Source organism: Micromonospora sp. DT41 (genome assembly GCF_049841715.1).
In the GTDB taxonomy this organism is placed as follows: Bacteria; Actinomycetota; Actinomycetes; order Mycobacteriales; family Micromonosporaceae; genus Micromonospora; species Micromonospora profundi.
The window spans coordinates 64180-90490 of record NZ_JBNCKU010000015.1; the positions used below are offsets into that span (position 1 = coordinate 64180).

General features: G+C 71.4%; 25 protein-coding genes. 3 read left to right on the forward strand and 22 right to left on the reverse strand.

Annotated elements, in window-relative coordinates:
• Positions 1-131 precede the first annotated feature (131 nt).
• Positions 132-620, forward strand: a complete 489-nt coding sequence (locus ACLQ23_RS24785) for a transcriptional regulator BldD (RefSeq protein ID WP_007458348.1) — start codon at positions 132-134, stop codon at positions 618-620.
• A 63-nt stretch (positions 621-683) separates the two neighbouring features.
• On the opposite strand, the gene nusB is transcribed toward ACLQ23_RS24785, so the two are convergent.
• The 4 genes from nusB to aroB form a co-directional block, all read right to left on the reverse strand.
• Positions 684-1094 (reverse strand): transcription antitermination factor NusB, encoded by a 411-nt coding sequence (nusB, locus tag ACLQ23_RS24790; protein WP_197281519.1) that lies wholly within the window; start codon positions 1092-1094, stop codon positions 684-686.
• Between the two features lie 23 nt (positions 1095-1117).
• On the reverse strand, positions 1118-1675 hold the full coding sequence (efp, locus tag ACLQ23_RS24795) for an elongation factor P (RefSeq protein WP_053655444.1): 558 nt from the start codon (positions 1673-1675) through the stop codon (positions 1118-1120).
• Between the two features lie 425 nt (positions 1676-2100).
• Positions 2101-2532, reverse strand: coding sequence for a type II 3-dehydroquinate dehydratase (gene aroQ / locus ACLQ23_RS24800; protein ID WP_355596690.1), 432 nt, complete (start codon positions 2530-2532; stop codon positions 2101-2103).
• Positions 2529-3608, reverse strand: a complete 1080-nt coding sequence (gene aroB, locus ACLQ23_RS24805; protein ID WP_355596688.1) for a 3-dehydroquinate synthase — start codon at positions 3606-3608, stop codon at positions 2529-2531. Before aroB ends, aroQ begins: the two co-directional genes overlap by 4 nt.
• A 129-nt stretch (positions 3609-3737) precedes the next feature.
• On the opposite strand from aroB, the gene ACLQ23_RS24810 reads away from it, so the two are divergent.
• Both ACLQ23_RS24810 and ACLQ23_RS24815 read left to right on the forward strand, forming a co-directional pair.
• Positions 3738-4466, forward strand: coding sequence for an alpha/beta fold hydrolase (locus ACLQ23_RS24810; RefSeq protein ID WP_355629228.1), 729 nt, complete (start codon positions 3738-3740; stop codon positions 4464-4466).
• Positions 4467-4645: 179 nt separating this feature from the next.
• Positions 4646-5338 carry an RICIN domain-containing protein gene (locus ACLQ23_RS24815; protein WP_425881181.1) on the forward strand — a complete coding sequence of 231 codons (693 nt, stop codon included), beginning with the start codon at positions 4646-4648 and terminating at the stop codon, positions 5336-5338.
• Positions 5339-5343: 5 nt separating this feature from the next.
• Here ACLQ23_RS24815 and ACLQ23_RS24820 read toward each other — a convergent pair whose 3' ends face one another.
• The 18 genes from ACLQ23_RS24820 to ACLQ23_RS24905 all read right to left on the reverse strand — a co-directional run bounded on the left by ACLQ23_RS24820 (position 5344) and on the right by ACLQ23_RS24905 (position 26311).
• Positions 5344-5847 carry a shikimate kinase gene (locus ACLQ23_RS24820; RefSeq protein ID WP_355596682.1) on the reverse strand — a complete coding sequence of 168 codons (504 nt, stop codon included), beginning with the start codon at positions 5845-5847 and terminating at the stop codon, positions 5344-5346.
• Entirely contained in the window at positions 5847-7025 is a 1179-nt protein-coding gene (gene aroC / locus ACLQ23_RS24825) for a chorismate synthase (RefSeq protein ID WP_355596680.1), read from the reverse strand. The genes ACLQ23_RS24820 and aroC overlap by 1 nt, the downstream gene beginning before the upstream one ends.
• A gap of 133 nt (positions 7026-7158) precedes the next feature.
• Entirely contained in the window at positions 7159-8088 is a 930-nt protein-coding gene (locus tag ACLQ23_RS24830) for a glycosyltransferase family 2 protein (RefSeq protein ID WP_355596678.1), read from the reverse strand.
• Positions 8085-8759 (reverse strand): glycosyltransferase, encoded by a 675-nt coding sequence (locus tag ACLQ23_RS24835; protein ID WP_425881182.1) that lies wholly within the window; start codon positions 8757-8759, stop codon positions 8085-8087. Before ACLQ23_RS24835 ends, ACLQ23_RS24830 begins: the two co-directional genes overlap by 4 nt.
• Positions 8756-9235 carry a UDP-N-acetylglucosamine--LPS N-acetylglucosamine transferase gene (locus ACLQ23_RS24840; protein WP_355596676.1) on the reverse strand — a complete coding sequence of 160 codons (480 nt, stop codon included), beginning with the start codon at positions 9233-9235 and terminating at the stop codon, positions 8756-8758. Before ACLQ23_RS24840 ends, ACLQ23_RS24835 begins: the two co-directional genes overlap by 4 nt.
• 214 nt (positions 9236-9449) lie before the next feature.
• Positions 9450-10712, reverse strand: a complete 1263-nt coding sequence (locus ACLQ23_RS24845) for a hypothetical protein (RefSeq protein ID WP_355596674.1) — start codon at positions 10710-10712, stop codon at positions 9450-9452.
• Positions 10709-11611 (reverse strand): sulfotransferase domain-containing protein, encoded by a 903-nt coding sequence (locus ACLQ23_RS24850; protein ID WP_355596672.1) that lies wholly within the window; start codon positions 11609-11611, stop codon positions 10709-10711. Before ACLQ23_RS24850 ends, ACLQ23_RS24845 begins: the two co-directional genes overlap by 4 nt.
• A gap of 8 nt (positions 11612-11619) precedes the next feature.
• Positions 11620-13215 carry a lipopolysaccharide biosynthesis protein gene (locus ACLQ23_RS24855; protein WP_425881183.1) on the reverse strand — a complete coding sequence of 532 codons (1596 nt, stop codon included), beginning with the start codon at positions 13213-13215 and terminating at the stop codon, positions 11620-11622.
• The gene (locus tag ACLQ23_RS24860) at positions 13212-14456 is read right to left on the reverse strand and encodes an O-antigen ligase family protein (protein WP_425881199.1); all 1245 of its coding nucleotides are present in this window, start codon (positions 14454-14456) and stop codon (positions 13212-13214) included. The genes ACLQ23_RS24855 and ACLQ23_RS24860 overlap by 4 nt, the downstream gene beginning before the upstream one ends.
• 117 nt (positions 14457-14573) lie before the next feature.
• Positions 14574-16172 (reverse strand): lipopolysaccharide biosynthesis protein, encoded by a 1599-nt coding sequence (locus tag ACLQ23_RS24865; protein WP_355596666.1) that lies wholly within the window; start codon positions 16170-16172, stop codon positions 14574-14576.
• On the reverse strand, positions 16165-16716 hold the full coding sequence (locus ACLQ23_RS24870) for an acyltransferase (protein WP_355596664.1): 552 nt from the start codon (positions 16714-16716) through the stop codon (positions 16165-16167). Before ACLQ23_RS24870 ends, ACLQ23_RS24865 begins: the two co-directional genes overlap by 8 nt.
• A gap of 93 nt (positions 16717-16809) precedes the next feature.
• Positions 16810-18777 (reverse strand): hypothetical protein, encoded by a 1968-nt coding sequence (locus ACLQ23_RS24875; RefSeq protein ID WP_425735855.1) that lies wholly within the window; start codon positions 18775-18777, stop codon positions 16810-16812.
• A 190-nt stretch (positions 18778-18967) separates the two neighbouring features.
• Entirely contained in the window at positions 18968-20674 is a 1707-nt protein-coding gene (locus ACLQ23_RS24880) for a glycosyl hydrolase (protein ID WP_355596660.1), read from the reverse strand.
• 102 nt (positions 20675-20776) lie between these two features.
• Complete coding sequence (locus ACLQ23_RS24885; RefSeq protein WP_425881184.1) at positions 20777-21607, reverse strand: shikimate dehydrogenase; 831 nt, start codon at positions 21605-21607, stop codon at positions 20777-20779.
• Positions 21607-22800, reverse strand: a complete 1194-nt coding sequence (gene mltG / locus ACLQ23_RS24890) for an endolytic transglycosylase MltG (protein ID WP_355596656.1) — start codon at positions 22798-22800, stop codon at positions 21607-21609. The genes ACLQ23_RS24885 and mltG overlap by 1 nt, the downstream gene beginning before the upstream one ends.
• Positions 22800-23258: a Holliday junction resolvase RuvX gene (gene ruvX, locus ACLQ23_RS24895; protein WP_355596654.1), complete on the reverse strand. Its 459-nt coding sequence runs from the start codon at positions 23256-23258 to the stop codon at positions 22800-22802. The genes mltG and ruvX overlap by 1 nt, the downstream gene beginning before the upstream one ends.
• 72 nt (positions 23259-23330) lie before the next feature.
• A complete protein-coding gene (gene alaS / locus ACLQ23_RS24900) occupies positions 23331-26009 on the reverse strand; it encodes an alanine--tRNA ligase (protein WP_355596652.1) in 2679 nt (892 codons plus the stop codon).
• The gene (locus tag ACLQ23_RS24905) at positions 26006-26311 is read right to left on the reverse strand and encodes a hypothetical protein (protein ID WP_355629251.1); all 306 of its coding nucleotides are present in this window, start codon (positions 26309-26311) and stop codon (positions 26006-26008) included. Before ACLQ23_RS24905 ends, alaS begins: the two co-directional genes overlap by 4 nt.

Here is a 26311-nt window from a genome sequence, read left to right on the forward strand (position 1 = left end):
GAATGGGGATAACTCCCCCGGTGGCCCTCAACGGTAGGGTCACGACCACTTGACCACGTGTCCCATTCCCCGTACCGTCACGCTCCGTAGCGATCGACGGGAGAACCCCGAGCAGCACTGGGAGTGTCCGAATGCCCTCTGAATACGCCAAATCTCTGGGCGCCCGCCTGCGCTCCATCCGCCAACAGCAGGGTCTGTCCCTGCAGGGTGTGGAGGAGAAGTCGAACGGGCGGTGGAAGGCCGTGGTGGTCGGCTCGTACGAGCGTGGCGACCGCGCCGTGACGGTTTCCCGTCTGGCCGAGCTGGCCGAGTTCTACCGTGTCCCCGTCTCGGAGCTGCTGCCCGACGGCAGTGGTGTCCGTCACGAGCCCACCAGCAAGATCGTCCTGGACCTGGAGCGGCTCTACGACGAAGCCTCCGAGGACCTGGCCTACGTCGCCCGCTACGCCCGCGCCATCCAGCAGCAGCGTGGTGACTACAACGGTCGGGTGCTCTCCATCCGCGCCGACGACCTGCGCGCGCTCGCGATCGTCTACGACGCCTCGCCGTCCGGGCTGATCGAGCGGCTCACCGAGCACGGTGTGCTGGTCGCCGACCCCCGGGCGTTCTTCGCCTCCTGAGCTGTCGCTCCACCCGAAAAGGCCCGTGCCATCCGGCACGGGCCTTTTCGGTGGTGCCTGACCTCAGCGGGTGGCGTACTCGGCGATGCGGCCGAGCAGACCGTTGAGGAAGCGCGGCGAATCGTCGGTGGACATCTGCCGGGCCAGCTCCACAGCCTCGCTGATCGCCACCGCGTCGTCGATCTCGTCGACGTAGAGCAGCTCGTAGACGGCGACCCGGGCCAGGTTGCGGTCTACCACCGGCATCCGGTCCAGGGTCCAGCCCTCGGCGTAGCTGGCAATCAGCTCGTCGATCCGGTTGAGGTGTTCGGCGACCCCCTCGATCAGGCCCACCGCGTAACCCAGGTGCTCCGGGCGGGGCTGTTCGATGCGCTGGAGATAGCCGGCCAGCACCTCCACGGGCGGCCGGTCCCGCAGGTCGGCCTCGTAGAGGACATCCAGCGCCCGCTTGCGCGCCTTGCGGCGCGCCGGCATCTGCTGCTTGGGACCCTCAGCCATCAGGCGCGGCCGAGGTAACGGCCGTCGCGGGTGTCGACCTTGATCTTCTCACCGGTGGTGATGAACAGCGGGACCGGCACTGTGGCGCCGGTCTCGACGGTCGCCGGCTTGTTACCGCCGGTCGACCGGTCGCCCTGCAGACCCGGCTCGGTGTACGTGACCTCGAGCACGACGCTGGTGGGCAGCTCGATGTAGAGCGGCACACCCTCGTGGGTGGCGACTGTCGCCTCCGCCTCGGGCAGCAGGTAGTTGGCTGCCTCCCCGACGGTGCCGCCGGGAACGGTGATCTGGTCGAAGGTCTCCAGATCCATGAAGACGTAGTCCTCGCCGTCGGCGTACAGATACTGCATCGTGCGCTTGTCCACGGTCGCGGTCTCGACCTTGGTGCCCGCGTTGAAGGTCTTGTCGACCACCTTCCCGGACAGCACGTTCTTCAGCGTGGTGCGCACGAAGGCACCACCCTTACCGGGCTTGACGTGCTGGAACTCGACGACGGACCAGAGCTCGCCGTCAAGGTTGAGTACCAGGCCGTTCTTGAGGTCGTTGGTAGAGGCCATTTCCTGCCTTGATCATCAATTGGCGGACAGACCTGGCAAGTCTACAAGCTGCGCTGTGACGCGTTACCCGCCGTGGTCGGCCGCCCGTCCCGCCGCGCGGCCGGCATTCCGACGACAGTGACGGAACGTCATTTGCGGGTCGTGGCCGTCCCCACCCTCCCCGGGCCCTTTGCTCTGCTTCAACCCACGCAACAGTCACCCTCCGTAAAAGCGGCAGGGCAGGGCCGGACGACAGCGGCACCGGGTATGCGCAGCTCAATGCTTGTGTTGCGGTGGTTGAAGCAGAGCAAAGGACGCGAGCATGGAAGGTGCCGCCGACGTGCGGCAGGGATGCGGCAACCGAGGGTGACGGCCCGCGCCTGGGAGCGGTGTCACAGTGGGTGAGCCGAGAAGGCGAAAGCTGCGGCGGCCCGCCCTTGCCGCCGTCAGGAGGTGCGGGTGGCGAGGTGGTGCAGGGCGAGGCGGTAGCCGTCGATGCCGAGACCGCAGATCACCCCGGTCGCCACTGCGGAGACCACCGAGTGGTGCCGGAACTCCTCGCGGGCGTGGATGTTTGACAGGTGCACCTCGACAAGCGGCCCGCGCAGCATCGCGCAGGCGTCGCGTACCGCGTACGAGTAGTGCGACCAGGCGGCCGGGTTGAGCACCACCGCCGCGCTCTCGTCGGCGGCGGCGTGCAGCCAGCCCAACAGTTCGTGCTCCGCGTCGGTCTGGCGGACCGTCACGTCCAGCCCCAACTCCCGACCGGTCGCCTCGCAGAGCGCCACCAGGTCGGCGTAGCTGGTCGAGCCGTAGACCGCCGGTTCCCGGGTGCCCAGCCGGCCCAGGTTCGGCCCGTTCAACACGTAGACCTTCACGACGCGCATACCTCGCGGTAGGCCGCTTCGAGCAGCGCGTCGTCCGGCCCCTCAAGCATCGCGGGGCGGGCCAGCCCGTCCAGCACCACGAAACGCAGCTTGCTGCCCCGGGCCTTCTTGTCCACCCGCATCGTGGCCAGCAGTCGTGGCCAGGCGTCGGCCGGGTAGCTCACCGGCAGGCCGATCGCGACAAGGGTGCGGCGGTGTCGGTCTGCGGTCGGCGCGTCCAGGCGGCCGGCGAGGCGGGCCAGCGCGGCGGCGTACACCAGGCCGACGGAGACGGCATGGCCGTGCCGCCAGCGGTAGCCCTCGTTCTGCTCAATCGCGTGCGCGAGGGTGTGGCCGTAGTTGAGGACCTCCCGCAGGCCGGACTCGCGCAGGTCGCCGGCGACCACGTCGGCCTTGACCCGGATGGCCCGCTCGATCAGCTCCCGGGCCACCGGCCCGCGCGGGTCGGTGGCCGCGGCCGGGTCGCGCTCGACCAGGTCGAGGATCACCGGATCGGCGATGAAGCCGCACTTGACCACCTCGGCCAGCCCGGCCGCCAGGTCGACGGCGGGAAGGCTGTCCAGGGTGGCCAGGTCGGCCAACACCCCGACCGGCGGGTGGAACGCGCCCACCAGGTTCTTGCCTGCGGCGGTGTTGATTCCGGTCTTGCCGCCCACTGCGGCGTCCACCATGCCCAGCAGCGAGGTCGCCACCGGCACCCAGCGCACACCGCGCAGCCAGCAGGCCGCGACGAAGCCGGCCAGGTCGGTCACCGCGCCGCCACCCACCCCGACCACCGCGTCGGTACGCGTGAAGCCAGCCGCGCCCAGCCGGTCCCAGCAGGCAGCGGCCACGTCGATCTGCTTGCCCGACTCGGCGTCGGGCACCTCGATCGGCAGCGGCTCGATCCCGGCCGCGCGCAACCGTTCGCCGAGCGCGTCGGCGAGGGTCTTGAGCGGGGGCGTGTGCAGCACCGCCGCCCGGGTCGCGCCGGGCAGCAGGCCGGGCAGGGCGTCCAGCAGGTCGCGGCCGACCAGCACGTCGTACGGCCGCTCGCCGCCGACCGGGATCCGGGTCACGTCGTCCATCGCCGGCAGCCTAGTCGAGCGCGTGGCGCGGCGGCGTCGGGAGACGGCGGCGCCCACTGCGTGAAACCGGACAGGACTGTCGGTGCTCGGCCGTAGGGTCGGCTCGACGACCGAGTGAAGGAGCGACAGATGGCGACGTTCGTGCTGGTGCCGGGGTTCTGGCTGGGCGCCTGGGCGTGGCGGGACGTGACCGGGGCGCTGCGCGCGCAGGGGCACGAGGTCTACCCGATGACGCTGACCGGGCTGGCCGAGCGTGACCACCTCGCCGGGCCGGACGTCACCCTGGACACGCACACCACCGACATCGTCCGGCTGATCGAGGTCGAGGCGCTGCGCGACGTGGTGCTTGTCGGCCACTCCGGCGGCGGGATGCCGGTCGCCCAGGCGGCGGACCGCATCCCGGACCGCATCGCCCGGGTGGTCTACGTGGAGAGTGGGCCGCTGCCCGACGGCACGGCGCAGTTCGACACGGTGCCGCCGGAGGAGCAGCAGCGCCTGCGGGCTCTCATCGGCACCGGGCACCTGCTGCCGCCGCCGGCCTGGGATCCGGCGGCCGACCCGACCAACCTGGCCGGGCTTGATGACCCGACGTTGGCCCTGCTACGCGCCCGCGCCACCCCGCAGCCGCTGCGCACCGCCACCGACCCGGTCCGTCGCACCGGCGGCCGTCCGGTGCCGACCGCCCTGGTCGCCAGCACCTTCCCGCTCACAGTGGTCCGCGACATGATCGACCAGGGGCACCCGTTCTTCACCGGTTTGGCCGGGGGTCGGCTGTTCGAGGTGCCCACCGGGCACTGGCCGATGCTCAGCGAGCCGAAGGCCCTGGCCGACGCGCTCGACGCCGCCGCCCGCGACTGACGGGCCCGGCTGCCGCCATGACCTGAACAGGCCCAGCTTCCGTCCGAGATTCCTGCCAACCCGGTGAAACCGGCGGGCGAGGGCAGGCGTGTTGGGGGCGCGTCGGCGAGAAGTGCCGACGTGGCGTCCATGGGGACTGCCCGGCGGCCAGCCGCGGGGCAGCAGGTGAGGAGCGGGACATGTCCAAGGTGAAGTGGGCCACCGGCGCGGTGCTCGTGGTGTGCGGCGGTGCGCTGGTGGCGTGCCAGTCCGACCCGACCGCGACTCCTGTCGCCTCCAGCGGGCCGGCCGCGCCCGCCTCGGCGACCGCGTCCGCGACGGTGCCGCCGTCGTCCAGCCCTGCGTCGGCCAGCCCGCCGTCGTCCAGCCCGGCGTCGGTCACGCCGAGTCCGCGTACTCCGGCCGGTTCGACCGACCGCGTGCTGTCCGGCACGCGGGAGGTCACCATCGTGCGGGTGCAGTCACCCGAGGGTGGCATCGCCCTCGACGGACAACTCATGGAAGTCGACGACGACAGCGGTCGCCAACTGTTCGTCCCCACCCCGCTCGGCGGCGACACCTACCTCATCAAGGCATACGGCCGGGCCGACGGCCACCCCGCCAACGACGAACCAGCCTGCTGGCAGGTCGACAACCCCGGCAACGCGCGCCCGCTGACAATCGAGGGAGCCGTCTGCGACCCCGACAACCCGGCGCAACGCTTCACGATCACCGCCAGCGGCAAGGGCGCATACGCCATCAGCAACAGGTCGGCGTACCTCCAACACTCCCCCAGCAGGGGCATCATCCTCGAAGAAGTCGGCGACGCACCCCTGCGCAGCACCTTCCGACTCGTCGACAACGGCCCCGCCCGGCGCCCCGCCGGCGGCTGACCGGGTCAGCGCGGCAGCAGCGCGGCGATCTCGGCAGCGATCTCCGCCGGGGTACGGCCGTCGGTGACGACCGTCTCGGTGGCCACCTCGGCGTAGAGCGGGCGGCGCTGGTCCATCAGGTGCTTGAGGGTGGCGCGCGGGTTGATCGCCAACAGTGGTCGGCCCGCGCCGAGCCCGACCCGTTTCACGGCGTCGGGCAACTCGACCGAGAGGTGCACGACCCGATGCCCGATCAGGGCGGCGCGGGTCTCCTCGGCCAGCACCGCGCCGCCACCTAGGGCGAGCACACCTGGGCTCGCGGCCAACGCGGCGGCGACGGCGGCCCGTTCCAGGGCACGGAAGTGTTCCTCGCCCTCGTCGATGAAGATCTCCGGGATGGGCTTGCCGGCCATCTGCTCGATGTCGGTGTCGGTGTCCCGGAACTCCACACCGAGTACGGCGGCGAGCGCCTGCCCGACAGTGGTCTTGCCGCAGCCGGGCGCCCCGACCAGCACGACGACCGGCGCCATCAGCGGATGACCAGCGCGTCGAGGTAGCTGTCGAGGTTGCGGCGGATCTCGGCGACCGAGTCACCGCCGAACTTCTCGGTGGCGGCCTCGGCCAGCACCAGGGCCACCATCGCCTCGGCGACGACCGCCGCGGCCGGCACCGCGCAGACGTCCGAACGCTGGTTGATGGCGGTCGCCGGCTCACCGGTGGTGACGTCCACGGTGGCCAGCGCGCGGTTCAGCGAAGAGATCGGCTTCATGGCGGCGCGGACCCGCAGCGGTTCACCGGTGGTGATGCCGCCCTCCAGACCGCCGGCCCGGTCGGTGACCCGGCGAACACCGGTGGCCGACGGGATGATCTCGTCGTGTGCCTCGGAGCCGCGCGAGCGGGCCTGCTGCCACCCGTCGCCGATCTCCACGCCCTTGATCGCCTGGATCGACATGAGCGCGGTGGCCAGCCGGGCGTCGAGCTTGCGGTCCCACTGCACGTGACTGCCCAGCCCCGGCGGCACGCCGTACGCCAGCACCTCGACCACACCGCCGAGAGTGTCGGCGGCCTTCTTCGCGGCGTCGACCTCGGCGACCATCAGGGCGCTGGCCTCCGGGTCGAGGCAGCGCAGCGGGTCGGCGTCGATGCGGGCGGCGTCCTGCGGGCTCGGGCGCAGCCCGGGCTTCGCGGCGACCGGACCCAGCTCGATGACGTGCGAGACGATCTCGACGCCGAGTGCCTGCCGGATCAGCGCCTTGGCGACAGTGCCGACGGCCACCCGGGCGGCGGTCTCCCGGGCACTTGCTCGCTCCAGGATGGGTCGGGCGTCGCTGTGGCCGTACTTCTGCATGCCGGCCAGGTCGGCGTGACCGGGCCGGGGACGGGTCAGCGGGGCGTTGCGGGCCTGCCGGGCCAGCTCGTCGGGGTCGACCGGGTCGGCGGCCATCACGGTGCGCCACTTGGGCCACTCGGAGTTGCCCACCCGGATCGCCACCGGGCTGCCCAGTGTGACGCCGTGCCGCAGCCCGCCGAGCACCTCGACCTCGTCCTGCTCGAACGACATCCGGGCGCCCCGGCCGTAGCCGAGCCGCCGACGGGCCAGCTCACCGGCGATCTCGGTGGTGCTCACCTCGATGCCGGCCGGCACCCCCTCCATCAACGCGACGAGGGCGGGACCGTGCGATTCACCTGCAGTCAACCAGCGCAACACAGCGGTCAGTCTGTCACGCCCGGCCACCGGCCCGGTGCGCTGCCCGCCGCGTCCCGCCCTACGGACGGCGGCACACGTCGGGACAGCCGTCGGCGGTGACCCGGTGGGAGCCCGGGCCACCGCTGACTGTGGGTCAGATGCCCCGGCCGCGCTTGTGCAGGGTGCGCAGCACCGCGTCGGCCCGTACCACCCGACCGGCGACCGCGAGCGCCAGGTAGGCGCGCGGCTCGCGGGGGTTGCGACGCAGGGTGCGCCGCGCCCAGCGCAGCGCGCCCCGGCGGTCGCCGGAGGCGGCCCGGGCGAACGCGATCTGCCCGGCGACGCGGGCCTCCCCGGCCGGCTGGGTGGCGAACTCCGGGTAGCGCTGCAGCAGCCACTGCAACGCCTCGGAGATCGTGTCCCAGCGCTGGGCGAAGTACGAGCGCTTGTGCCAGCGCACGAGCACCGACGGGGTACGCAGGTTGAGCAGCGGCGCGCTGCGGGCGGCCCGCAACAGGAACTCGTAGTCCTCGGCGTAGCTGCCCGGGATCTCCTCGTCGACAAGGCCGAACCCGTCGCGCAGCGCTGCCGCGCGGATCAGGAAGGTCGACGGGTGCAGCTCCGTCATCCGGTCCCGCAGCAGGTCGTCAAGGGTGATCCGGTCCTTGTCGAGCACCCGGTCGACGGTGTGCCCGTCGTAGGTGACCCGGATGCCGCAGCACACGAACTCGGCGGCCGGGTCCGCGGTCAACGCGTCGACCTGGGCGGCCAACTTGCCCGGCAGCCACTCGTCGTCGTCGTCGCAGAACGCGACGAGCTCACCTTCGGCGGCGAGGGTGCCGCTGTTGCGGGCGCCGGCGAGGCCCGGCGTGCGCTCGTTGCGGATCACCCGCACCGCACGGTCCGGACCGGTCAGCCCAGCCAGCTCGGTCAGCGACTCGTCGGGCGTGGACTGGTCGAACACGACCACCGCTTCGATACCGCCCGCGTACTCCTGGGCGAGGATCGCCGCCAGCGCGGCGCGCAGCAGCTCGGGCCGGTCCCGGGTGGGCACCACGACGCTCACTGTCGGCTGCCGGGTCATCGAATCTCCTCCGTACCCCGGCCGGAACGCGGCCAGGTCCGCCAGCGGGGGCGGCGCCGGTTCGACCGGGCCACCAGGTCCTCCACGATCTGTCCCACCCGGAACACCGCCGCCCGGCGCGCCTCGTGCGCGTCCGGGTCGGCGGCCACCGCGTAGCGGGACGGGTCGGCGTGCCCGGCGTCGAGCGCGTCGTGCAGCGCCTCCCGGGTCTCGCAGAGCGCCACCAGGCCGGCCGCGCCGAGCCTGCGGGCGAAGAGCTGCTGGTGGTCGTCGACGTGCTCACCGTGCAAAGGGTCGCGGGGCACCACGATGGGCAGGTGGCCGTGCCGGCGGGCTTCCAGGATCGTCGCCGGGCCGCCGTGGCAGACCACCAGGTCGGCGTCGGCCATCGCCTGTTGCAGGTCGTCGTGGCCGAGGAACGGCACCGCTCCGGGCAGCTGCGGCGCCTCGGTGTGCCCGTGCTGCACGGTCAGTGCGACCGGGCGGTCGACCTTCGCGTGCCACTGGGCCAGCCAGTCGACGAGCCGGTCGAAGCGGTGCTTGTCGGTGCCGACCGCGACAAGCAGTCGGATCTGCGCGCTCTGCCTGGTGTCGCGCTGGCGGGGCAGCCGGGCCGGCTCCGAGGTGCCGGCCGCGTACGGGCGCGGTGCGGTGCCGGTCTCCCCGTTCACAGCAGCGTCCCGACGACTGTGGCCTCCGGGTACTGCCGGCGCTGCTCGTCCCACTGCACGAGCATCGCGGACAGGAACGGGCGGCAGAGCCGGGCCGTCAGCGTCGGCGTGTCGATCCGGTCGTACACCTCGATGTAGACCGTCGGGATGCGCCGCAGGCGGGCCAGCACCACGAACGGCACCGCGACCCCGGCGCCGGTGGTGACCACGGCGGCGACCCGCCTACGGCGTAGCACCCGCCAGGCCAGCAGCGCGTTGCGCAGCAGGTTCGGCACGTTGCGGGTGGTCGGATGGTGCGCGGGCACCAGGTCCTCCCCGGCCAGCAGCGACACCGCCTCCGGGGTGTCGAAGGTGACCCAGCAGCGTCGCCACTGTTCGTACCAGGGCGCAAGGGCGAGCAGTTGCGCCAGGTGTCCGCCGCTGGATCCCACAAGCAGCAGCACCGGCGGCTCGCCGCCGTCGTTGTTCGCGTCCACGCGACTCCCCACAAGTTCGCTTGGAATTCAGGTTTGGACCAGCCAGAAGCAGATCACAGGTTCGCCGGCCGTTGAATAGCGCGACCGGCCGAGGTGACGATCTCCACCCGGGGCGTCCGGGTGCACCGTCCGTCCTGGACCCATCGACATCCATCACGACCTGCTAGTTCGTCGTCACTCTACGACACATTCCCGTCGTAGCGGTTTTCCCAGTTCAGGAGGTATGTCGTTTCTCGATGACGTCCAACAGTGCGGGATGCAGCGCGCCGTTCCAGCCCGCGCCAGCGTCGGCCAACCGCCACGTCCGCAGCCACATCTCCACCAGGTACGCGTCGGCCACCAGCCGGCGCTGCCCCGGATTCAGGCCGAGCCGCTCACCGTGCCGGTCCAGATGCTCGTCAACGGCGGTAGCGGCCACGGCGGCCGGTTCCCCCCGCAGCACCAGTGACCGCTGGAACGCGTCGTGCGCCAGGTCGAAACCGAGCGGCACGTCCGGGGCGCTGTGCTCCCAGTCCCACGCGACCAGCCGGCCGGCGTGCAGGCCCAGGTTCCACGGCACCCAGTCGCCGTGCCAGTGCCCGAACTCCACTGCGGTGTCACGGTGCCGGCGAGCCAGCGCGGCGACTGCGGCGACCGCCCGCGCGCCGGCCGGCTCGGCCACGGCGGCCCGGTCGGCAAGCGCGGTCAGCCGGTCGAGGAACGTCGAGGAGGCGAACGGTCGGGGTGCCCCCGCCGGAGCGCCCCGGCGGGCCACCGCGAGCAGGGCCGCGATCCGCGGCGGGTCGTCGACAGGTACGCCGCGCACGTCGGGCGGCAACGGCTCCACCACCGCGACCACGTGGTCGCCCCACACCGTCTCGGTGAGCAGCCCCGGCGGCGTCGGGTGGTCGGTCACGCCGGTCACCGCGCGCAGGTCCCGCAGCGCCGCCGCCTCGGCGGTGACAAGCGCCCGGGTGGCGTCGTTCCAGCCGATCTTCGCGTAGCCACGCGGGCGACCGTCGGCGTCGAACAGTTGCAGGGTGGGCTTGCCGTTCGGGTCCGGTGGACGAACACCGAAGGCTGCCAGCAACGGCGTACCGCCGAGATCGGCGGCGAGCCGCTCGGTAAGCAGCAGGTCGACCGCAGGCACGCCCGCCGGCACCGAGACGGTGAGCGTCGGAAAGGGCGCCAGGCCCGCGCCGCCGAACCGGGCCAGCCCGCCGATCGCCGCCCGCAACGCACGCACCTTCGGCGGACGCAACGCGTTGTACGCCAGCAGCGACGCCGCACCGGCCCGGGGAGCGCCAAGCGGCACCAGGAACCGTGCCCGGGCCACCGACGGCACCACCGCGTAGCGGGCCACGGCCCGGTGACCGGCCGGCAGGTCTCCGCCCACGGTCAGGCCGACCCTGTCGTCCGGGAACACCGCGCGACTGACCCAGCCCAGTCCGTCTGACCGGGATCGGGGATCCGTGTCCGAGGCGACCTCCGTCGTCACGCCGCCCGGTCCGCCCAGTCGAGGTCCAACCCGAGCCGCTCGCGCAGCGCGTCGTTGTACGGCCGGTAGTACTCGGTCAGCTCGGCGCGCACCGCGGGGTCCAACGGCGCGGAACGCCTGTCGTTGTAGACCTTGAAGTCCGGCAGGTCGTGCGGCGGCAGGCCGAGGAAGTCGAGTGTGCGCCCGTAGGTGGCGCGGGCGTCGCGGTACAGGTCCTCGCTGGGCAGGAAGAGGATCTGCGACCTGTCGAAGCGCTCCAGCCACGGCTCCAGGTGCTCCAGGTAGCGCCCCCGGGCCCGGTACGTGTACCAGTCGTACGCCTCGCTGAACGACTCCGGCTCGGCGATCAGCCGCTCCCGCTCCCCCGCCGTCCGCTCCGGCTCGGCGGCCAGCGCGGCGGCGAAGTCCAGCGGCTCGATGCCGTGGGTGCGGCGCTCCTTCCAGTGCGAGTACGCCCGCTCCACCGGGTCCCGCAGGAGCACGATCAGCTTCACCGTCGGCATGAGCGCGGACACCCGCTGCGCGGCGAGCGGGTGGAACATGTACAGCGGTGCCGCCTCACCGACGCGGACCGGCCCGCCGTGCCGCCGCTGGAGCGCCTCGCGGTGCCGCTCGGTGGGGAAGTGCGACCTGTACCACGCCTCGCCGCGACCCCAGTGCTCCTCGAAGTAGTGCGCCGACTTCGTGTTCCACGCGGGAAAGAGCCGGGGAACGAGGGGGTGCTGGATGAGGTAGTTCCACAGGGAGGTGGTGCCGCCCCGCTTGGTGCCGATGATGAGGAAGTCCGGCAGGGGCCGCCGATCACTGGTGCGGACCCCGTAGTCGACGAGGGATTCCTTCACCCGGGTGGTCACCTGGGTCGGCACCAACTGCTTGACCCGGTCACGGATGGACGCCACGACGGACCTCACCTACCTTTCGTCGATGCCGGGGTCGCCCCGGCGGCAGTGGCCGCGTCGTCCCGCCCACGGATCTGCCTCATGGTCACCCGGATGCCGGCGCGCACCCGGGGCAACGTCAACAAGCCGACGCAGCCGGCGAGCAGAACTCCCAACGCCACCGCGACGCCGGGCAGGCCGCGCCCGCCGACCAGCACGCCGACGCCGGACGCCAGGCCCACGCCGGCGACGGTGGCCGCCGCCGCGCGTAGCGTCGCACCGTCGAACAGCGGCTCCCGGACCACCGACCGGGCGAAGCCTGCCGCGCTGAGGTTCTCGGTGGTGATGCCGGCGGCCCAGGCCAGAGCCGCGCCTGTCGCACCGTGCTCCGGGATCAGCAGCAACCCCAACGTGACGGTCATCGTCAGCCCGGCCAGGGTGGACACCAGGTGCAGTCCGCTGCGCCCACCCATCAGCAGCAGGCTCTGCACGTTGCCCACGCCGGTGTTCACGAGCATCGCCAGCGCGAGCACCGTCATCGCCGGCACCCCGGCGGTGAACTCCGGGCCGAACAGTTGCAGGAAGGCCAGCGCGAACACCGCCAGCAGCAGGTACACCGGCCAGGACAGCACCAGACCCCAGATGGTCAACTGCCTGTGCACTGCCGCCGCGGCGGCCCGCTCGCCCTGCCCGAGCAGCCGGGACAACTGCGGCGACACGGCCACCCGGAGCCCCTGCATGGCCAGTTGGCCAGCCAGCACGTACCTGCCGACAGCGCCGAACACGCCGGCGTCCGCCGGCCCGGCCAGCACCGAGGTGAGCAGCACGCCCACCCACATGCTGCCCGCGTCGATGGCCGCCGAGGCGGCCCGAGGCAGCGCGAAGCGCCAGAACGTCGACCAGTCGGCGCGGTTGGACCGCAACGCCGCGCCCCGGCCCAGCCCGAGCGGGCCGGCCACCAGGGTGAGGCAGGCCAGCAGCGCCAGCGCCGCCGGCACCAGCCAGCCGGTCATGCCAGCGAGCAGACCGCCGCCGGCCAGCGCGGCGGCGCCGACAAGCGCCGGGCGGGCCACCGGCAGCAGCAGGAACTGCACACCGACGTACGCGCGGATGGGTCGCACGCACCGCAGGGCGGCAAGCAGCAGCGTCATGGCCACCACCACCGGCACCGCCGCGAAGGTGACAGTGAGCAGCGCCCGGCCGTCGTCGCCGGAGCCCTGGAGCAGCCGGGGTGCGAGCGCGTCGGCGGCCAGCACACCGACGACGGCGACCAGGAGCCCGACGAGCAGCGGCGGGAGCAGCGCCACCGGGAGCATCCGGGCGGCGTCCCCCTGGCGGCCGATCCGACGCCGCGGCAGGGCCCACATGAGGCCGGTCTCGGCACCGAGCGTGCACACCGCCGTGGCAACGGTGACGACACCGATCGCCGCGAAGAAAGCGCCCGAGCCGGCCGTGCCGTACGCCCGGGTGATGACCACTGCCAGCACGAAGCCGAACAGTCCGCTGGTCGCGGCGCCGAGCAGCCCGGCCACGCCGCTGCGCGCGCTGCGCCGGGTCTCCGCCGCACCGGCGTCGGACGGGCCACTCGTGTCGGTGCCGACCGCTCCCCGGGTGGCGGCGGTCATGCCGGCACCGCCGTACGCCGGACGGCCGGCGGTTGCGACCCGCCGGACGCGGTGAGCCGTTCCCGTTCGGCGAGCGCCATCGCGAAGGCGACGGCGAAGAACGCGACCGCCAGGTTCTGGTTGGCCATGCCGTAGAACGGGATCTGCACCAGGCAGACCACCGGCACCGCGGCCAGCCACTGCCCGGCCGGTGAGGCCGCCCGCGCGCAGATCACCGCAGCGGCCACGAACCAGGCCAGGAAACAGATCAGCGCGGGTACGCCGTGACTGAACAGCACCATCCACAGCTGACCCTGGGTGCCGATCGGCGCGGCGGCGGAGACGGTGTCGACGTTCACCGGAGCGCCGTAGCCCAGCCACGGTGACTCCTGCACGCGGCGGATCACCTCGCTGTAGAGCGAGAACCGGTCGGTGTTGGTGTCGCTGGAGTCGACCCGCTGGCTGATGAGTTCGGTGATCGGGATGACAAGCGTGGTCAGCGCCCCGATCAGCACCACGCCGACGATGGACGCGGCGACCCGGACGTTGCCGCGCAGGCTGGCCCGTACCCCGAGCACCGCCAGCCCGGCGCCGAGGCTGAGGAACATCGCCCGGTTGAGGGTGAGGAAGGCCGGCGCCAGCGACAGCGGCAGCGACACCAGCAGCGCCCACCGCAGCACCCCACGCCGGCACAGCATCGTGAACGCCACCACGCAGGGCAGGGTCATTGCGTACGCGCTGCCGTAGTTGTTCGTGTACGCGAACGGCGCGGCCGGGCGGTAGATCGGGTTGAGCGAGCGGACGCTGTATTCGGCTGTGGTGAGGTGCACCATGTCCTGGATGAACGGGGTGCCGGCGACCCCGCCGGGCAGCAGCACCTCCAGCGGGGTGGTCATCTCCAGTCGGGGCACCAGCACCCCGAGCCAGCCCAGCACCACGAGCGCGAACCAGAACGCGCAGAGCGGGATGAGCACCGGCACCAGGTCGGCGCGTTCCCGTGCGGCGGCGTAGACGTAGACACCGACCACGAGCGCGGTCAGATAGAAGGCGAGCCGCAGGGTGAACGTCAACAGCGAGGCCGGTGACGTCAGTTGGGTGGCGCTGACCACCACGATGGCGAGGAACAGCAGCCAGATGCCGGCGGCCGGCGGCAGCGGCACCCGCCCCCGGGTGAACAGCAGCGCGAGCAGCAGCGCGCCAAGCAACGGCCAGCCGAGGTAGAAGGCCCCGAGCAGCCACCAGAGCGGCACCAGGCCGAACATCACGGCAAGCGGCCACAGGGGCAGCTGGGCGGGGGGCGGGGTCGGCGGGGTGGGCGCGCCTGCGGAGGGGGCGCCTCCGGGCGGCACGGTCGCCGGGGCGCGGGTGACCGACATCCGTCAGGCCCGGCCGTTGCGCGTGAGCACGAAGCCCAGCGGGGTGACGCCGGCGGCGCGCAGCCGCTCCACGAGCCGCCGCAGGTCGCTCTGCCGGGTGCGGTCCCGCTCGACGACCACCACGGCGTTGCCCTGCCGGGCGACAGCGACGCCGCGTTCGTCGGACTCCCCCGGTGGGGCGTTGTACAGCACGAGCCCGTGGTCGGCGCCCTGCCGCCAGGTGCCGAACCGGACGGTGCCCACGCCCACGGAAACCTCGTCCGGTGTGGCCGGCCGGTTGCTGTCGGTACGGGCCGACGCGACGCGGGGCAGCGTCAGGGTGGCGTCCGGGTCGGTGGACGGGCGTGCGCCGGGCGGGTGCGGGGAGGGCCGTCGGGGGGCGGGGGTCGCCGGGGTGGCGGCAGCTGCGGGTGTGCTGCCGGCCGGGCGCGGCTTGGGCACGTGCGGCCGGGACGGGTCGATGGGCAGCCGCCCCCGGTCGGCGAGCACTGCGGCGCGCAGGCGGTCGGTCCGCCCGCTGTCGTCGGCGACGAAGACCTCCCGGCCGTCGACGGCGAGTGCGACGGCGAGCCCGGCGGTGAGCGATGTGGCGTCCTCGCGGGCGGTGACAAGCGCCACCCGGGCAGGTTGGCGGACCCGCTCGGCGACCGCCATCGCCACGTACCGGATGTCCGCGTCGGCGGCTCGGGGACTGCCCCGGAAGCCCGGCCGGCGGACCGTGCCGAGCAGCGGCAGGCCCGTGGCGTCCCGGCCGTCGGCGACCGAGCGGACCCGCCGGTCGGTCGCCTCCCAGGCGTAGGACAGCACGATGCCGAGCAGCGCGCCGCCGAGCAGGCCGGCGACCAGGAAGAGCAGCCGGTTTCCGGCGGAGGTGGCGAGCGCCCGCTCGGCGGTCTGTGTGACCCAGCCGGGGTTGACGTCGACGGCAGCGATCTCGGTCCGCGAGGAGTTGAGCTGGGTGAGCTGGTTGTTGATCCCGGCCAGCTCGGCGAGTGCGGCGTCGCTGGCTGCGGTGTCCTTGGCGGCGCTCACGCGCTTCTGGACGGCGGTCTGCTGGGCGGCGACCTTCGTGATGCTGGCGTCGTAGGAGCGCAGCATCTCGGCGCGCTGCTGCTCGTACATGGCGCGTCGCACGTCGAGGTACGCCTGTGCGGCGAGGTTGGCGCCCCGCACCGCCTGCTGCGCGTCGGGCGAGGAGTAGCTGAAGCGCAGGATCTGCCCGCCGGTGGGGACCTCGACCTCGAGTGCGTCGCGGATCTCGCGCGGATCGCCGCCGACGGCGCCGGCGAGGCGCTGGACCACCTCGGTGCCGGTGGCGATGCGGCTCTCGACGTTCATGTTGACCGCCCGGTCGGCGTTCGCACCGCTGGGGGTGAACGCGTCGGTGACCACGGGCCGGACCGCCACCACCGCGTTCGCGGTCACGGCCGCCGGCACCAGCAGCACGAAGCCGAGCGCGGCGAGCAGGCCGACCAGGGCGACAGCGAGCACCAGGCGGATTCGGTGCATCGGCACCCGCAGCAGGTCGGTCAGTGTGACGGAACGGGCGGTGTTGGAGGGCGGGCCGTCCGTCGACCAGGAGGCGGGTGCGGCGTCAGTCATGGAACTTCTTCACCGTCTGTTGGGGGTTGCCGATGACGACGACGCGGGGTGGCACATCCGTGCGGACCACCGTCGCCGCGCCCACGACGCTGTCCCGCCCGACGCGGACACCCTTCATCACCAGGGCGTGCGCGCCGATCCAGACATTCTCCTCGATAACGATCGGTGCGCGCGTGGCCGCGCCGGGCGGCGCGTGGCGCAGCTCGGGCGGCAAATTGTGGAAGTCGTTGTCGAGAAGTTCACAATCGGAGAGCAGGCAGCGGTCCCCCACTGTCACCGACGTCCAGGTGCCGATCCAGGTGGCGTTGAGCAGACAGTCGGTGCCGACGCGTACCTCGCCAGGACCTGCGAAGCGGACCAGCTTGTTGATGCGGGTCCGGTCGCCGATTGTCACGCGGACGCCGCGACGCAGCCGGATCCGGCCTCGGATCTCCACGTCGCGGCCGAGCGTCAGCCGACGGTAGCGGAGCCGATACCACCCGCGTTTGACCGCGAAGACCAGGCGCACCGCGCTCTTCGCGCGGATGCCAGCGGCGCCGACCAACGACCCTCCCCATGTCGCGGGGCCGACGGCGGGGGTACCGCCGCCGGCCCAACGTGAACAATCTACCGATGTTCCGTTACGAACCGTTAACCGCTACTGCACAGAGAAGAACGTCGACGGGGTAGACCAGGACAATTCGGTGGTCGCGGGAGCGATCACCGTCGCCGTCGTACCGTCGACCACAGCGGCCGGCGCGGCCGTCGGGTCGAACGGAACACTGCGCAGCGCGCCGTCGGTGGCACCATAGACGATCTTGCCATCGACCCACGCCATGCCCCGCACCGTCGACCACGTAACGCCCGTGGTCGGCAGGGCGAACTCGGTAGCGCCCAGGTAGTTGCCGTCGATCTCGAAGTAGCGGTAGTAGAGGTTGTTCGCACCGGTACGGGTGTAGTACAGCCGCCCGTCCAGGAAGAACGCGCCCGTCAACGCCGCCGGGTTGAACCAGTCGTTGTAGCCGGACGCCTCCCACGGCGCACCGATCGTGTTGCCGTTGAACATCGAGATGTCGATCCGGCTGCCGGTGGGAGTGCCCGCCACGGTGCGCGACCAGTAGATCCGGTCGTCCACCCGCCAGGTCGCGCCCGCCGCCGTGTAGTTGGGCTGGCTGACAGTGGTCGCCGTGCCCAACGTGCTGCCGTCGAACGGCACCTTCGCCAACGTGCCGGGGCCGGTGCCCAGGTAGAGGTTGCCGCTGGTGGCCGCCGGCGGGTTCTTCGGCGTGACGGTACGCCCGCCGGCCAGCGGGAACATGCCGAGCCGGCCGTGGTACTCGTTGCCCATGCCGTCGGAGTTGTGGCCGAAGTAGAGGCCGTCCGTCCCACGCCACAGCACCGGCACCGCCGAACCCCAGTTGCTGGTGCCCGACGGCATCGAGGCGCTGCCGCTGCGACGCGGGTTCCAGTTCACCGGCATGCCGGTGGCCGGGGTGACCGCGCCGATGCCGAGCCGGTCGACAGCGCCGTTGCCGGCCCGGTCACTGGCGTTCGGGTTGTTCAACCAGCGGAAGTGCCCGCCCAGGTAGATCACGTTGTCGGCGACCTCCACCGAGGTGATGGTGTCGTTGCCCGTGAAGTTAGCCCAGGTGGCGACAAGACCGCTGCCCCGGTCGGCGGTCTCGAACCGGACCAGCGCGTCGCAGTACGCGGCCGGCCAGCCGGACCCGCCGTTGGTGCCGACCACGAACCAACTGCCGTCCGCGCCGAACCGCACGTCCTGCACGTAGTGCACGAAGGTCGCCGGGTCCGCGCACGGTGCGACGAACTTCTCGGTGCTCCAATCCAGCACCGACGGGGTGCCGGAGACGTCGACAAGCGCGATCTGGTTACGCGGCAGGTCGTTGACGAGCGTGAAGTTACCGCCGACGACAAGCGTGTTGCCGTCGGGGGCGACGTCGATCGCCCACACGTACGAGTTGGTGCCCCGCCGCCCGACCGTGGCGTTGATGTTGAAGGTCGGGTCGATGGCGCCGGTGGTCGCGTTGATCCGGGCGAGCCCGGCGTGGGCGGTGCCGTTGAGCCAGTTGAACGCCCCGGCCACGTACAGCCAGTTGCCGTTCAACACCATGTCGCGGACGTTGCCGCCGTCGGAACGCCCGACCCAGCTGTCGATGATCTCGCCGGTGCTGGGGTCGAGCGCCACCAGGTTCTTCCGCGACACCCCGTTGACGTTCTTGAAAGCGCCACCGACGATCACCGTGCCGCCCGGGCCGGCGATCAGCGAGTTGACCGCGCCGTCGAGCACCGGCAGGAACGTGGTCGAGATGGTGCCGCTCGTGCGGTCGTACGCGAACAGGTAACGCTGGGTGACCCAGGCAGACGTGGCGGTCTGCCGGATCTGGGTGAAGCTGCCGCCCACGAACACGGTGTTGCCGACCTGCGCGAACGCGCGAGTCTCACCGTCGCGGGCGTGTGGAGTCTGGTCGGCGGGGTTCGCCGAGACCAGGGTCTGCGTCGTCGGGACCGGCACCACCGCCGCCGAGGACGCCGTGGGCACGCCCAGTGTCGCGGCGGCGACCGCGAACACGACGACCCCCGCCCGGACACGACGCCTTCTTGACAATCGCCACAAGGGCGGAATTTTGGGCACGCTGCGCCTCCAAGATGGATGAGAACCCGAGGTAGCGTGCCTCGTCCACCCTGTCAGGCGCATCCGCCGATTGGGCGGTGCCTGAATCCGCAAACCGACAGATACCGGAGGATCGGATGCCCGACCTCGGTAAACGGCGTGCTGTCAGCCTCTTTTATGATCCTCAGCGGCTCCCTCCGGTGGGCTGGCGCAGGTACGGGTCCTTGCCGGCCTGTGAGAACCCGGCCAGCGCCGAGGAGTTGTGGTTCATCGTCATGTCGCAGGTCGCCGTGCGGGTGGTCATGCCCGGCGAATTGAAGTAGACGGCTGCCTTGATCTTCGGGTGCGCCTTGAGCGCGGCCGGGAAGTCCTGGAACCAGCGCTGCTTGGCACCCGCATCGGCGGAGTTGAAATTCGTGCCGAACTCGGCGAGCATCCGCGGCTTGCCAGCACCGATCCCGTTCTCGTCCAGCCAGCGGTAGAAGCCACTCACGGTGGTGCTCGGGCTCTTCCACACAGTGCTGTTGTTGCAGACGTGGAAGTTGTACGGGTCGTAGGCCACCCAGTCGACGTAGCGGTCACCGGGGTAGAGACCCGCGTACCGGGAGTAGTGCCCGGACCAGCCCATCATCGTCCAGACCCACACCGCGTTGTCGGCGCCCGCCTTGGCGAAGCGCTCGTGCACGTACCGCCACGCCCTGACGAACTCAGCGTCGCTGCCCTTCTCCGGCTCGTCCTCCGGCTCGTGGTCGAAGCCCATGAACACCGGCACCTTGGCGGCCCGGATGCGGCCGGCGACCGCGTCGATCGTCGCGTCCTGCCGACCGCTGTAGACGTCGGCCCACTTCAGCGTCGTACCGGCGGAGAAGTTGCGGGACTCCCAGGCGAAGAACATCAGCCGACCCTCGCGCATCTGCTGCTGCTCGTACGCGTCGGGGAAGGCGCCGTTGCTGCCGGCGTTGGAGAAGTCGTGGTAGCGGTGCACGATGTCGAACTTGCGGCCGACCTGCGCCTCCACGTCGGTGATCGCCTTGCCGTGGTCCCAGCCGCCGGCGGCACCGGCGGGTGAGTACATGCCCCACCAGGCGCCGCAGGAGGGGACGAGCTTGTCCGACACGGACCCGCACTTGCCAGACGGGAGTTCCGCGCTCGCCGTCGCGGTCGGCGTACGGGTCGGCGCGACCGTCGCCGACGGCTTGGGCGCGGCGGTGGTCGGCGGCGCGCTCGGCGACGGCGCCGGAGCGGGGCGGGTGGTCGGCGCGGACGACGGTGCGGTACCGATGTCATAGGTGATCGTCAGGCTGGGCCGCAGGTCCGCGTTGCGGTTCTCCACCGACGCCCAGTAGATGCGGGTGTCCAGACCGGTCTGGGCGAGCGACACCGTCCAGGTGCCGTTGCCGGTGACCAGTTTGGACACGTCCCACTCGTTGACGCCCTTGGCGACCCCGGTCACCGTGGACAGCGCGGTGCCGGCAGACGTCGGAGCCGGCCGCGCCTCGCGGGCGCTCAACGTCGAGGCGTGCGCCGTCACGGTGGCGGCGAACTGCTGCCAGGTGTGCATCCGCAGCGTCGCCCGCACGTTGACGGCGGCGGCCGGCACGTTGGTCACGGCGAACTCGACGACAGCCTCCCGGCCGCCTCGCGGGTTGCCGTCGCAACGCGCCGGGCAGGTGGCGAGGGTCGACTTGACGGCGTTGTCGCCGTCCTGCGTGACAGCTGTCGCCGTCGTGTCCGCTACCGCGCGGATCGACAGGTCGTCGCTGGCCAGCAGCGGCATCATTGTCGCCACGAGGCCCGCCACCACGGCACCCCCGACCACGCCGAGGGCGATCGCCTTGCGCCGGGGCCCGGAGCGGAACCGGGTGATGCGGTGCAGTCCGTGCCTGGTCAAGGAGAACTCCCTGTGTCTGCTGTGGTAACCGGGTGCAGCGTATCCACGACCAGGGAATGTCGCGCGCAGGACAGTTTCCCGTAAGCGCGTCTTAAGAGTCAGCTAAGGAAGTCGCCCGGTTGCCTGCCGCAGGGCCTCCCGCATCGCCTCGACCGGGGCCGCGACACCTGTGAACTGCTCGAACTGCCCGAGCGCCTGGGCCAGCAGCAGGTCCAAACCGGACACCACCCGCAGGCCCGCCGAGAGCGCGGAGGCGGCCAGCGGTGTCGGCCACGGGTCGTACACCGCGTCGAAGAACACCGCGCCCGGCGACCAGGTCACCGTTTCGGCCAACGGATCGGCGACGCCCGCCGGCACTGTGGACACCACGACGTCGGCGGTGAGGTGGCGGGGCGCGTCCACCCAGGCCCCGGCGCTCAGCGCCACCCCCAGCGCGTCCGCCACCTGTCGCAGCTCGTCGACCGCCTCGGGGCGGCGAGCCACCACCGTCACCGAGGAACAGGCCAGCCGCGCGGCGGCGGCGAGCGCTGCGCGGGCCGTTCCACCCGCGCCCAGCACTGTCATCGCCGCACCGGCGCGTACCCCGGCGTCGGTGAGCACATGCACCATGCCGCCCACGTCGGTGTTGTCCGCGTACCAGGAGCCGTCCGGACGGCGTACCAACGTGTTCGCCGCGCCGGCGGCGGCGGCGACAGGCGACGCGGCGTCGGCCACGGCGAGCGCCGCCTCCTTGCCCGGCATGGTCACCGACAGCCCGGCCCACTCCGGGCCCAGGCCGGCGACCAGGGCCGGCAGCTCCGCCGCCGCGCACTCGATCCGGGTGTACGACCAGCCTGTCAGCCCGGCGGCGGCGTAGCCGGCGTTGTGGATCACCGGGGAGAGCGAGTGCGCGATCGGCTTCCCCAACACCGCCGCACGCCGAACCGGTGCCATCAGATGATGCCGGCCTCGCGGGCCTTGGCCTCGTTGCGCTTGTGCTCAGGGTAGGTCTCGGCGAAGGCGGAGTGGCCCTCCTTGTCGATGGCCACGAAGTAGAGCCACTTGCCGACCGGCGTGTCCATCGCCCCTTCCAGTGCCTGCTTGCCCGGGTTGTTGATCGGGGTGGGGATCATGCCCCGCAGCTTGCGGTTGTACGGGTTCTTCTGGTCGTCCAACTCCGCCGCCGTCATCTGCTTTGACGACTTGGTCGGCTTGCCGATCGACTCCAGGTAGTAGTTGACAGTGACGTCCATCTCCAGGCAGTTGCAGGGGAACTCCCCGTACACCCGGTTGTAGGCCACCCGGGCGACCTTGCCGAGGTCGTCCTTGTTGCCCGCCTCGGCCTGGGCCAGCGACGCCACGATCAGAGCCTCGTACGGGCTGACCTTGCGTTCCTTCTGCACCCGGTCGGCGAACTTCATCTCGCCGGTCACCGAGAGGAAGCTGTCCACCATCATTTTGAGGATGCTCTCCGCGGTGGCCTTCGGCGGAATCTCATACGTGTCCGGGAAGAGGAAGCCCTCGATGGACTTGACGACCTTCTTTCCGTCGTCGCGCGTGAACCACCAGTCCGGCACGCCGAGCGCCTCCGGGTCCTTCGCAGCGGCCTCGAAGTCCTTTACCGGGATCTTGGTCTTGTCGGAGAGCAGCTTGTAGATGTTCTTGGCGGTGCGCCCCTCGGGGATGGTCAACCCGTTGACGATCTTGTTTTTCAGGTCGAGCATCGCGGCAACGGCGCTCTCGCCGCTCATCTGCTTGCGCAGCTTGTACGTGCCCGGCTGGATGTTCTTGCTGCGCGAGTTGGCCTCGGCGGCCTCGACGAACGCCTTCTGGCTCTTCACCACGTCGGCGGAGACCAACGCGTCGGCCATGTCGGCGAGCAGCGCGCCGTTCTTGATCTCGACGGTGACCTCGCCCGCCCCGGCGCCGTCGTAGTCGGGCGTGACGAAGTAGTTCTGGATCCGGTCGAAACCGTAGAACGCCCCGCCGCCGATGGTGCCCAGCAGGACAAGGGCCATCAGCAGAGCCAGGAACGTCTTGCCCCGGCCACCACCGGAGCCGCCCTTGCGCTTGCGGAAGCCGCGCCGGTGCCGGCCCTTCTCCCCCCGCTCCGGCTCGTCGAACCCAAGATCCAGATCGTCGATCATTACGTCCGCCTCCGCTGCGCGTCCAGCCAGCTCTGCAGGATCTCCACCGCGGCCGCCTGGTCGACAACCGCACGTTGACGCTTGCCCCGAACGCCACGCTCGGCAAGCCTACGAGAAGCGACCACGGTCGACATCCTCTCGTCAGTGAGCGTTACCGGGACGGGCGTTATCACATCGACTAGTCGGTCAGCGTACGCCTTCACATGGACCGCCGCCGGGCCATGCTTGCCGGCGAGATTGACCGGAAGGCCGACGACAACCTCGACAGCCTCATGTTCGGCCACCAGCGCCGCCACCTGGGCAATGTCACTCGGCACCGCGTCCGGCGCCGCAGTGAGGTCACGAGCCAGTGTGACAAGCGGCGTGGCGAGGATGCCATCCGGATCCGAGCGGGAGATCCCCACCCGCACCTGGCCGACATCCACGCCGATCCGCACACCACGCATGCGCTCACTCACCGACGGTCACCTGAGGGGCAGACGAGCCAGGGCGGACCAAACGGTCCGCCCTGGCCGACGCTGATCGTGACATCACGCCTCGGTGATCGCCTTCTCGACGGTGAGTAGCAGGTTCGGCGCCTCCGCCGCGGGCAGACCGCCACCCTGAGCCAGGTCGGGGCTGCCTCCGCCGCGCCCCGAGAGCGCCGCCTTCACCAGGGCCGACGCCGCCAGGCCACGGCTGCGGGCCGCCGCGTTGACCGCCACCACCAGCGACGCCTTGCCGTTCGCCCGTGCCGCCACCGCGACCACCGCCGGCCGCGCCGGGTCGATCTTGCCGCGGATCTCCTGCGCCAGGGTCCGCACGTCGTTACCGGCCGCGCCCTCGGGCGCCTCGGTGCCCACGTACGCCACCCCGCGCACATCCTTCGCCTGCGCGGCGAGCGCTCCCGCCCCACCCAGCACCAGCTGGGCGCGCAGCTTCTCCAACTCCTTCTCCGCGTCCCGGAGCTGGGTGACCGTCTGCTCCACCCGGTCGGCGACCTGGTCGTTGGGCACCCGGTACAGCTCGGCCAGCCGGGACACCAGCAGGTGCTCGCGGGCCAGGAAGCCGAACGCGTCCATGCCGACAAGCGCCTCGACGCGGCGCACACCGGAACCGATCGACGACTCGGAGAGGATCTTCACGAGGCCGAGCTGGGCCGAGCGCGCCACGTGCGTGCCGCCGCACAGCTCCCGGGCGTAGTCGCCGACCTCGACGACCCGCACCTCCTCGCCGTACTTCTCGCCGAAGAGCGCCATCGCCCCGATCCGCCGCGCCTCGTCCAGCGACGTGATGAAGGCGTGCACCTCCAGGTCGGCCAGGAGCACCTCGTTCACCTGCTGCTCCACGTCCCGCAGCACTGTCGGCGACACACCCGTCGGGGTGTTGAAGTCGAACCGCAACCGGCCGGGCGCGTTCAACGAACCCGCCTGCGTCGCCGACTCGCCGAGGAAGTTCCGCATGGTCTGGTGCACCAGGTGGGTGGCGGTGTGCGACCGGGAGATCGCCCGCCGCCGGGTGGTGTCGATCTCGGCATAACCGGTGTCGCCGGCGCGCACCTCGCCCCGGATCACCCGGGCGCGGTGCACGATCAGGCCGGGCACCGGCTGCTGCACGTCGAGCACCTCGACCTGACCGTCGCCGACGGTGATCATGCCGTGGTCGGGCTGCTGGCCGCCGCCCTCGGCGTAGAACGGGGTCGTGTCGAGGACCAACTCGATGGTCTCGCCCTCGGCCGCCGCCTGCACCGGGCCGGCTCCGCCCAGCAGCGCCCGCACCCGCGACTCGCGCGCCACCTCGCTGTAGCCGGTGAAGGTCACCGGGCCACCCGAGTCGAGCACCGACCGGTACGCCGACACGTCGGTGTGGCCGGTCTTGCGGGCCTGCGCGTCGGCCTTCGCCCGGGTCCGCTGGTCGGCCATCAGCCGGCGGAAGCCCTCGTCGTCGACCTTCAGGCCCTGCTCCGCCGCGATCTCCAGGGTCAGGTCGATCGGGAAGCCATACGTGTCGTGCAGCTGGAACGCCTTCGCGCCCGACAGCGCCGTGCCGCCCGCCGTGCGGGTCTCGGCGATCGCCGTGTCCAGGATCGTCGTGCCGGCACGCAGCGTCGACAGGAAGGCGTCCTCCTCCGCGTACGCGTACTGCGCGATGCGGTCGAAGTCGGTCGCCAGCTCCGGGTACGACGGCGCCATGCAGTCCCGCGCCACCGGCAGCAACTCCGGCAGCGCCCGATCCTGCCAGCCCAGCAGCCGGATCGACCGGATCGCCCGACGCATGATCCGCCGCAACACGTACCCGCGACCCTCGTTGGACGGGGTCACGCCGTCGCCGATCAGCATCAACGCGGTCCGCACGTGGTCGGCGACCACCCGCAGCCGTACGTCGTCCGGGTGCGACTCACTCGCCACATGCCCCGAGTGCGCGCCGTACCGCTTGCCGGTCAGCTCGGCCGCCCGGTCCAGGATCGGCCGGACCTCGTCGATCTCGTACAGGTTGTCCACACCCTGCAGGATCGAGGCCATCCGCTCCAGGCCCATGCCGGTGTCGATGTTCTTCGCCGGCAGGTCGCCCAGGATCGGATAGTCGTCCTTCGTCGTGCCCGGACCCCGCTCGAACTGCATGAACACGAGGTTCCAGAACTCCATGTAGCGGTCCTCGTCGACCGCCGGACCACCCTCGCGGCCGTACTCCGGGCCCCGGTCGTAGAACAGCTCGGAGCACGGACCGCACGGCCCGGGAATCCCCATCGACCAGAAGTTGTCCGCCTTACCCCGACGCACGATCCGCGCCGCCGGCACACCCACCGACCGCCAGATCTCGTACGCCTCGTCGTCGTCCAGGTACACCGTCGGCCAGACCCGCTCCGGGTCCAACCCGAACCCGCCATCGGCCTGCGACTTCGTGACCAGATCCCACGCCAGCGGGATCGCGCCGTCCTTGAAGTAGTCACCGAAGGAGAAGTTGCCGTTCATCTGGAAGAACGTGCCGTGCCGGCTGGTCTTGCCGACCTCGTCGATGTCCGGCGTACGGATGCACTTCTGCACACTCACCGCCCGCCGGTACGGCGGGGTCTGCTGACCCAGGAAGTACGGGACGAACTGCACCATACCGGCGTTGACGAACAACAGGTTCGGATCACTGATGGCGGGCAGCGGAGCCGACGGCACCACGGCGTGGCCGTTCGCCTCGAAATGCGCGAGGTACCGCCGCTTGATCTCCGCCGTCTTCATCGCTGGTGTTCCTCCGGAAAGATTTCTCGATCGCCGATCCGCGGGTCCTCCCGCAGCTCGGCGTACTGGTCCTCGAACGCCTCGCCCCGAGCGAACGCGGCATGGATCTCCTGCTCACGCTCGGCCATCCCGATCCGGACGTCCTCCACGAAGCTACGCAGCGACTCGACCAGGCCGCCAGCGGATTCCGACAACGTGCTGGCGATGCCCGCCGGGGTGTACGCCTGCGCCGTCCGGGTCGCCTTGCGGACCACGATCACGCCGACGGCCACACCGATGCCGAGCCAGAACAACCGCCTCAT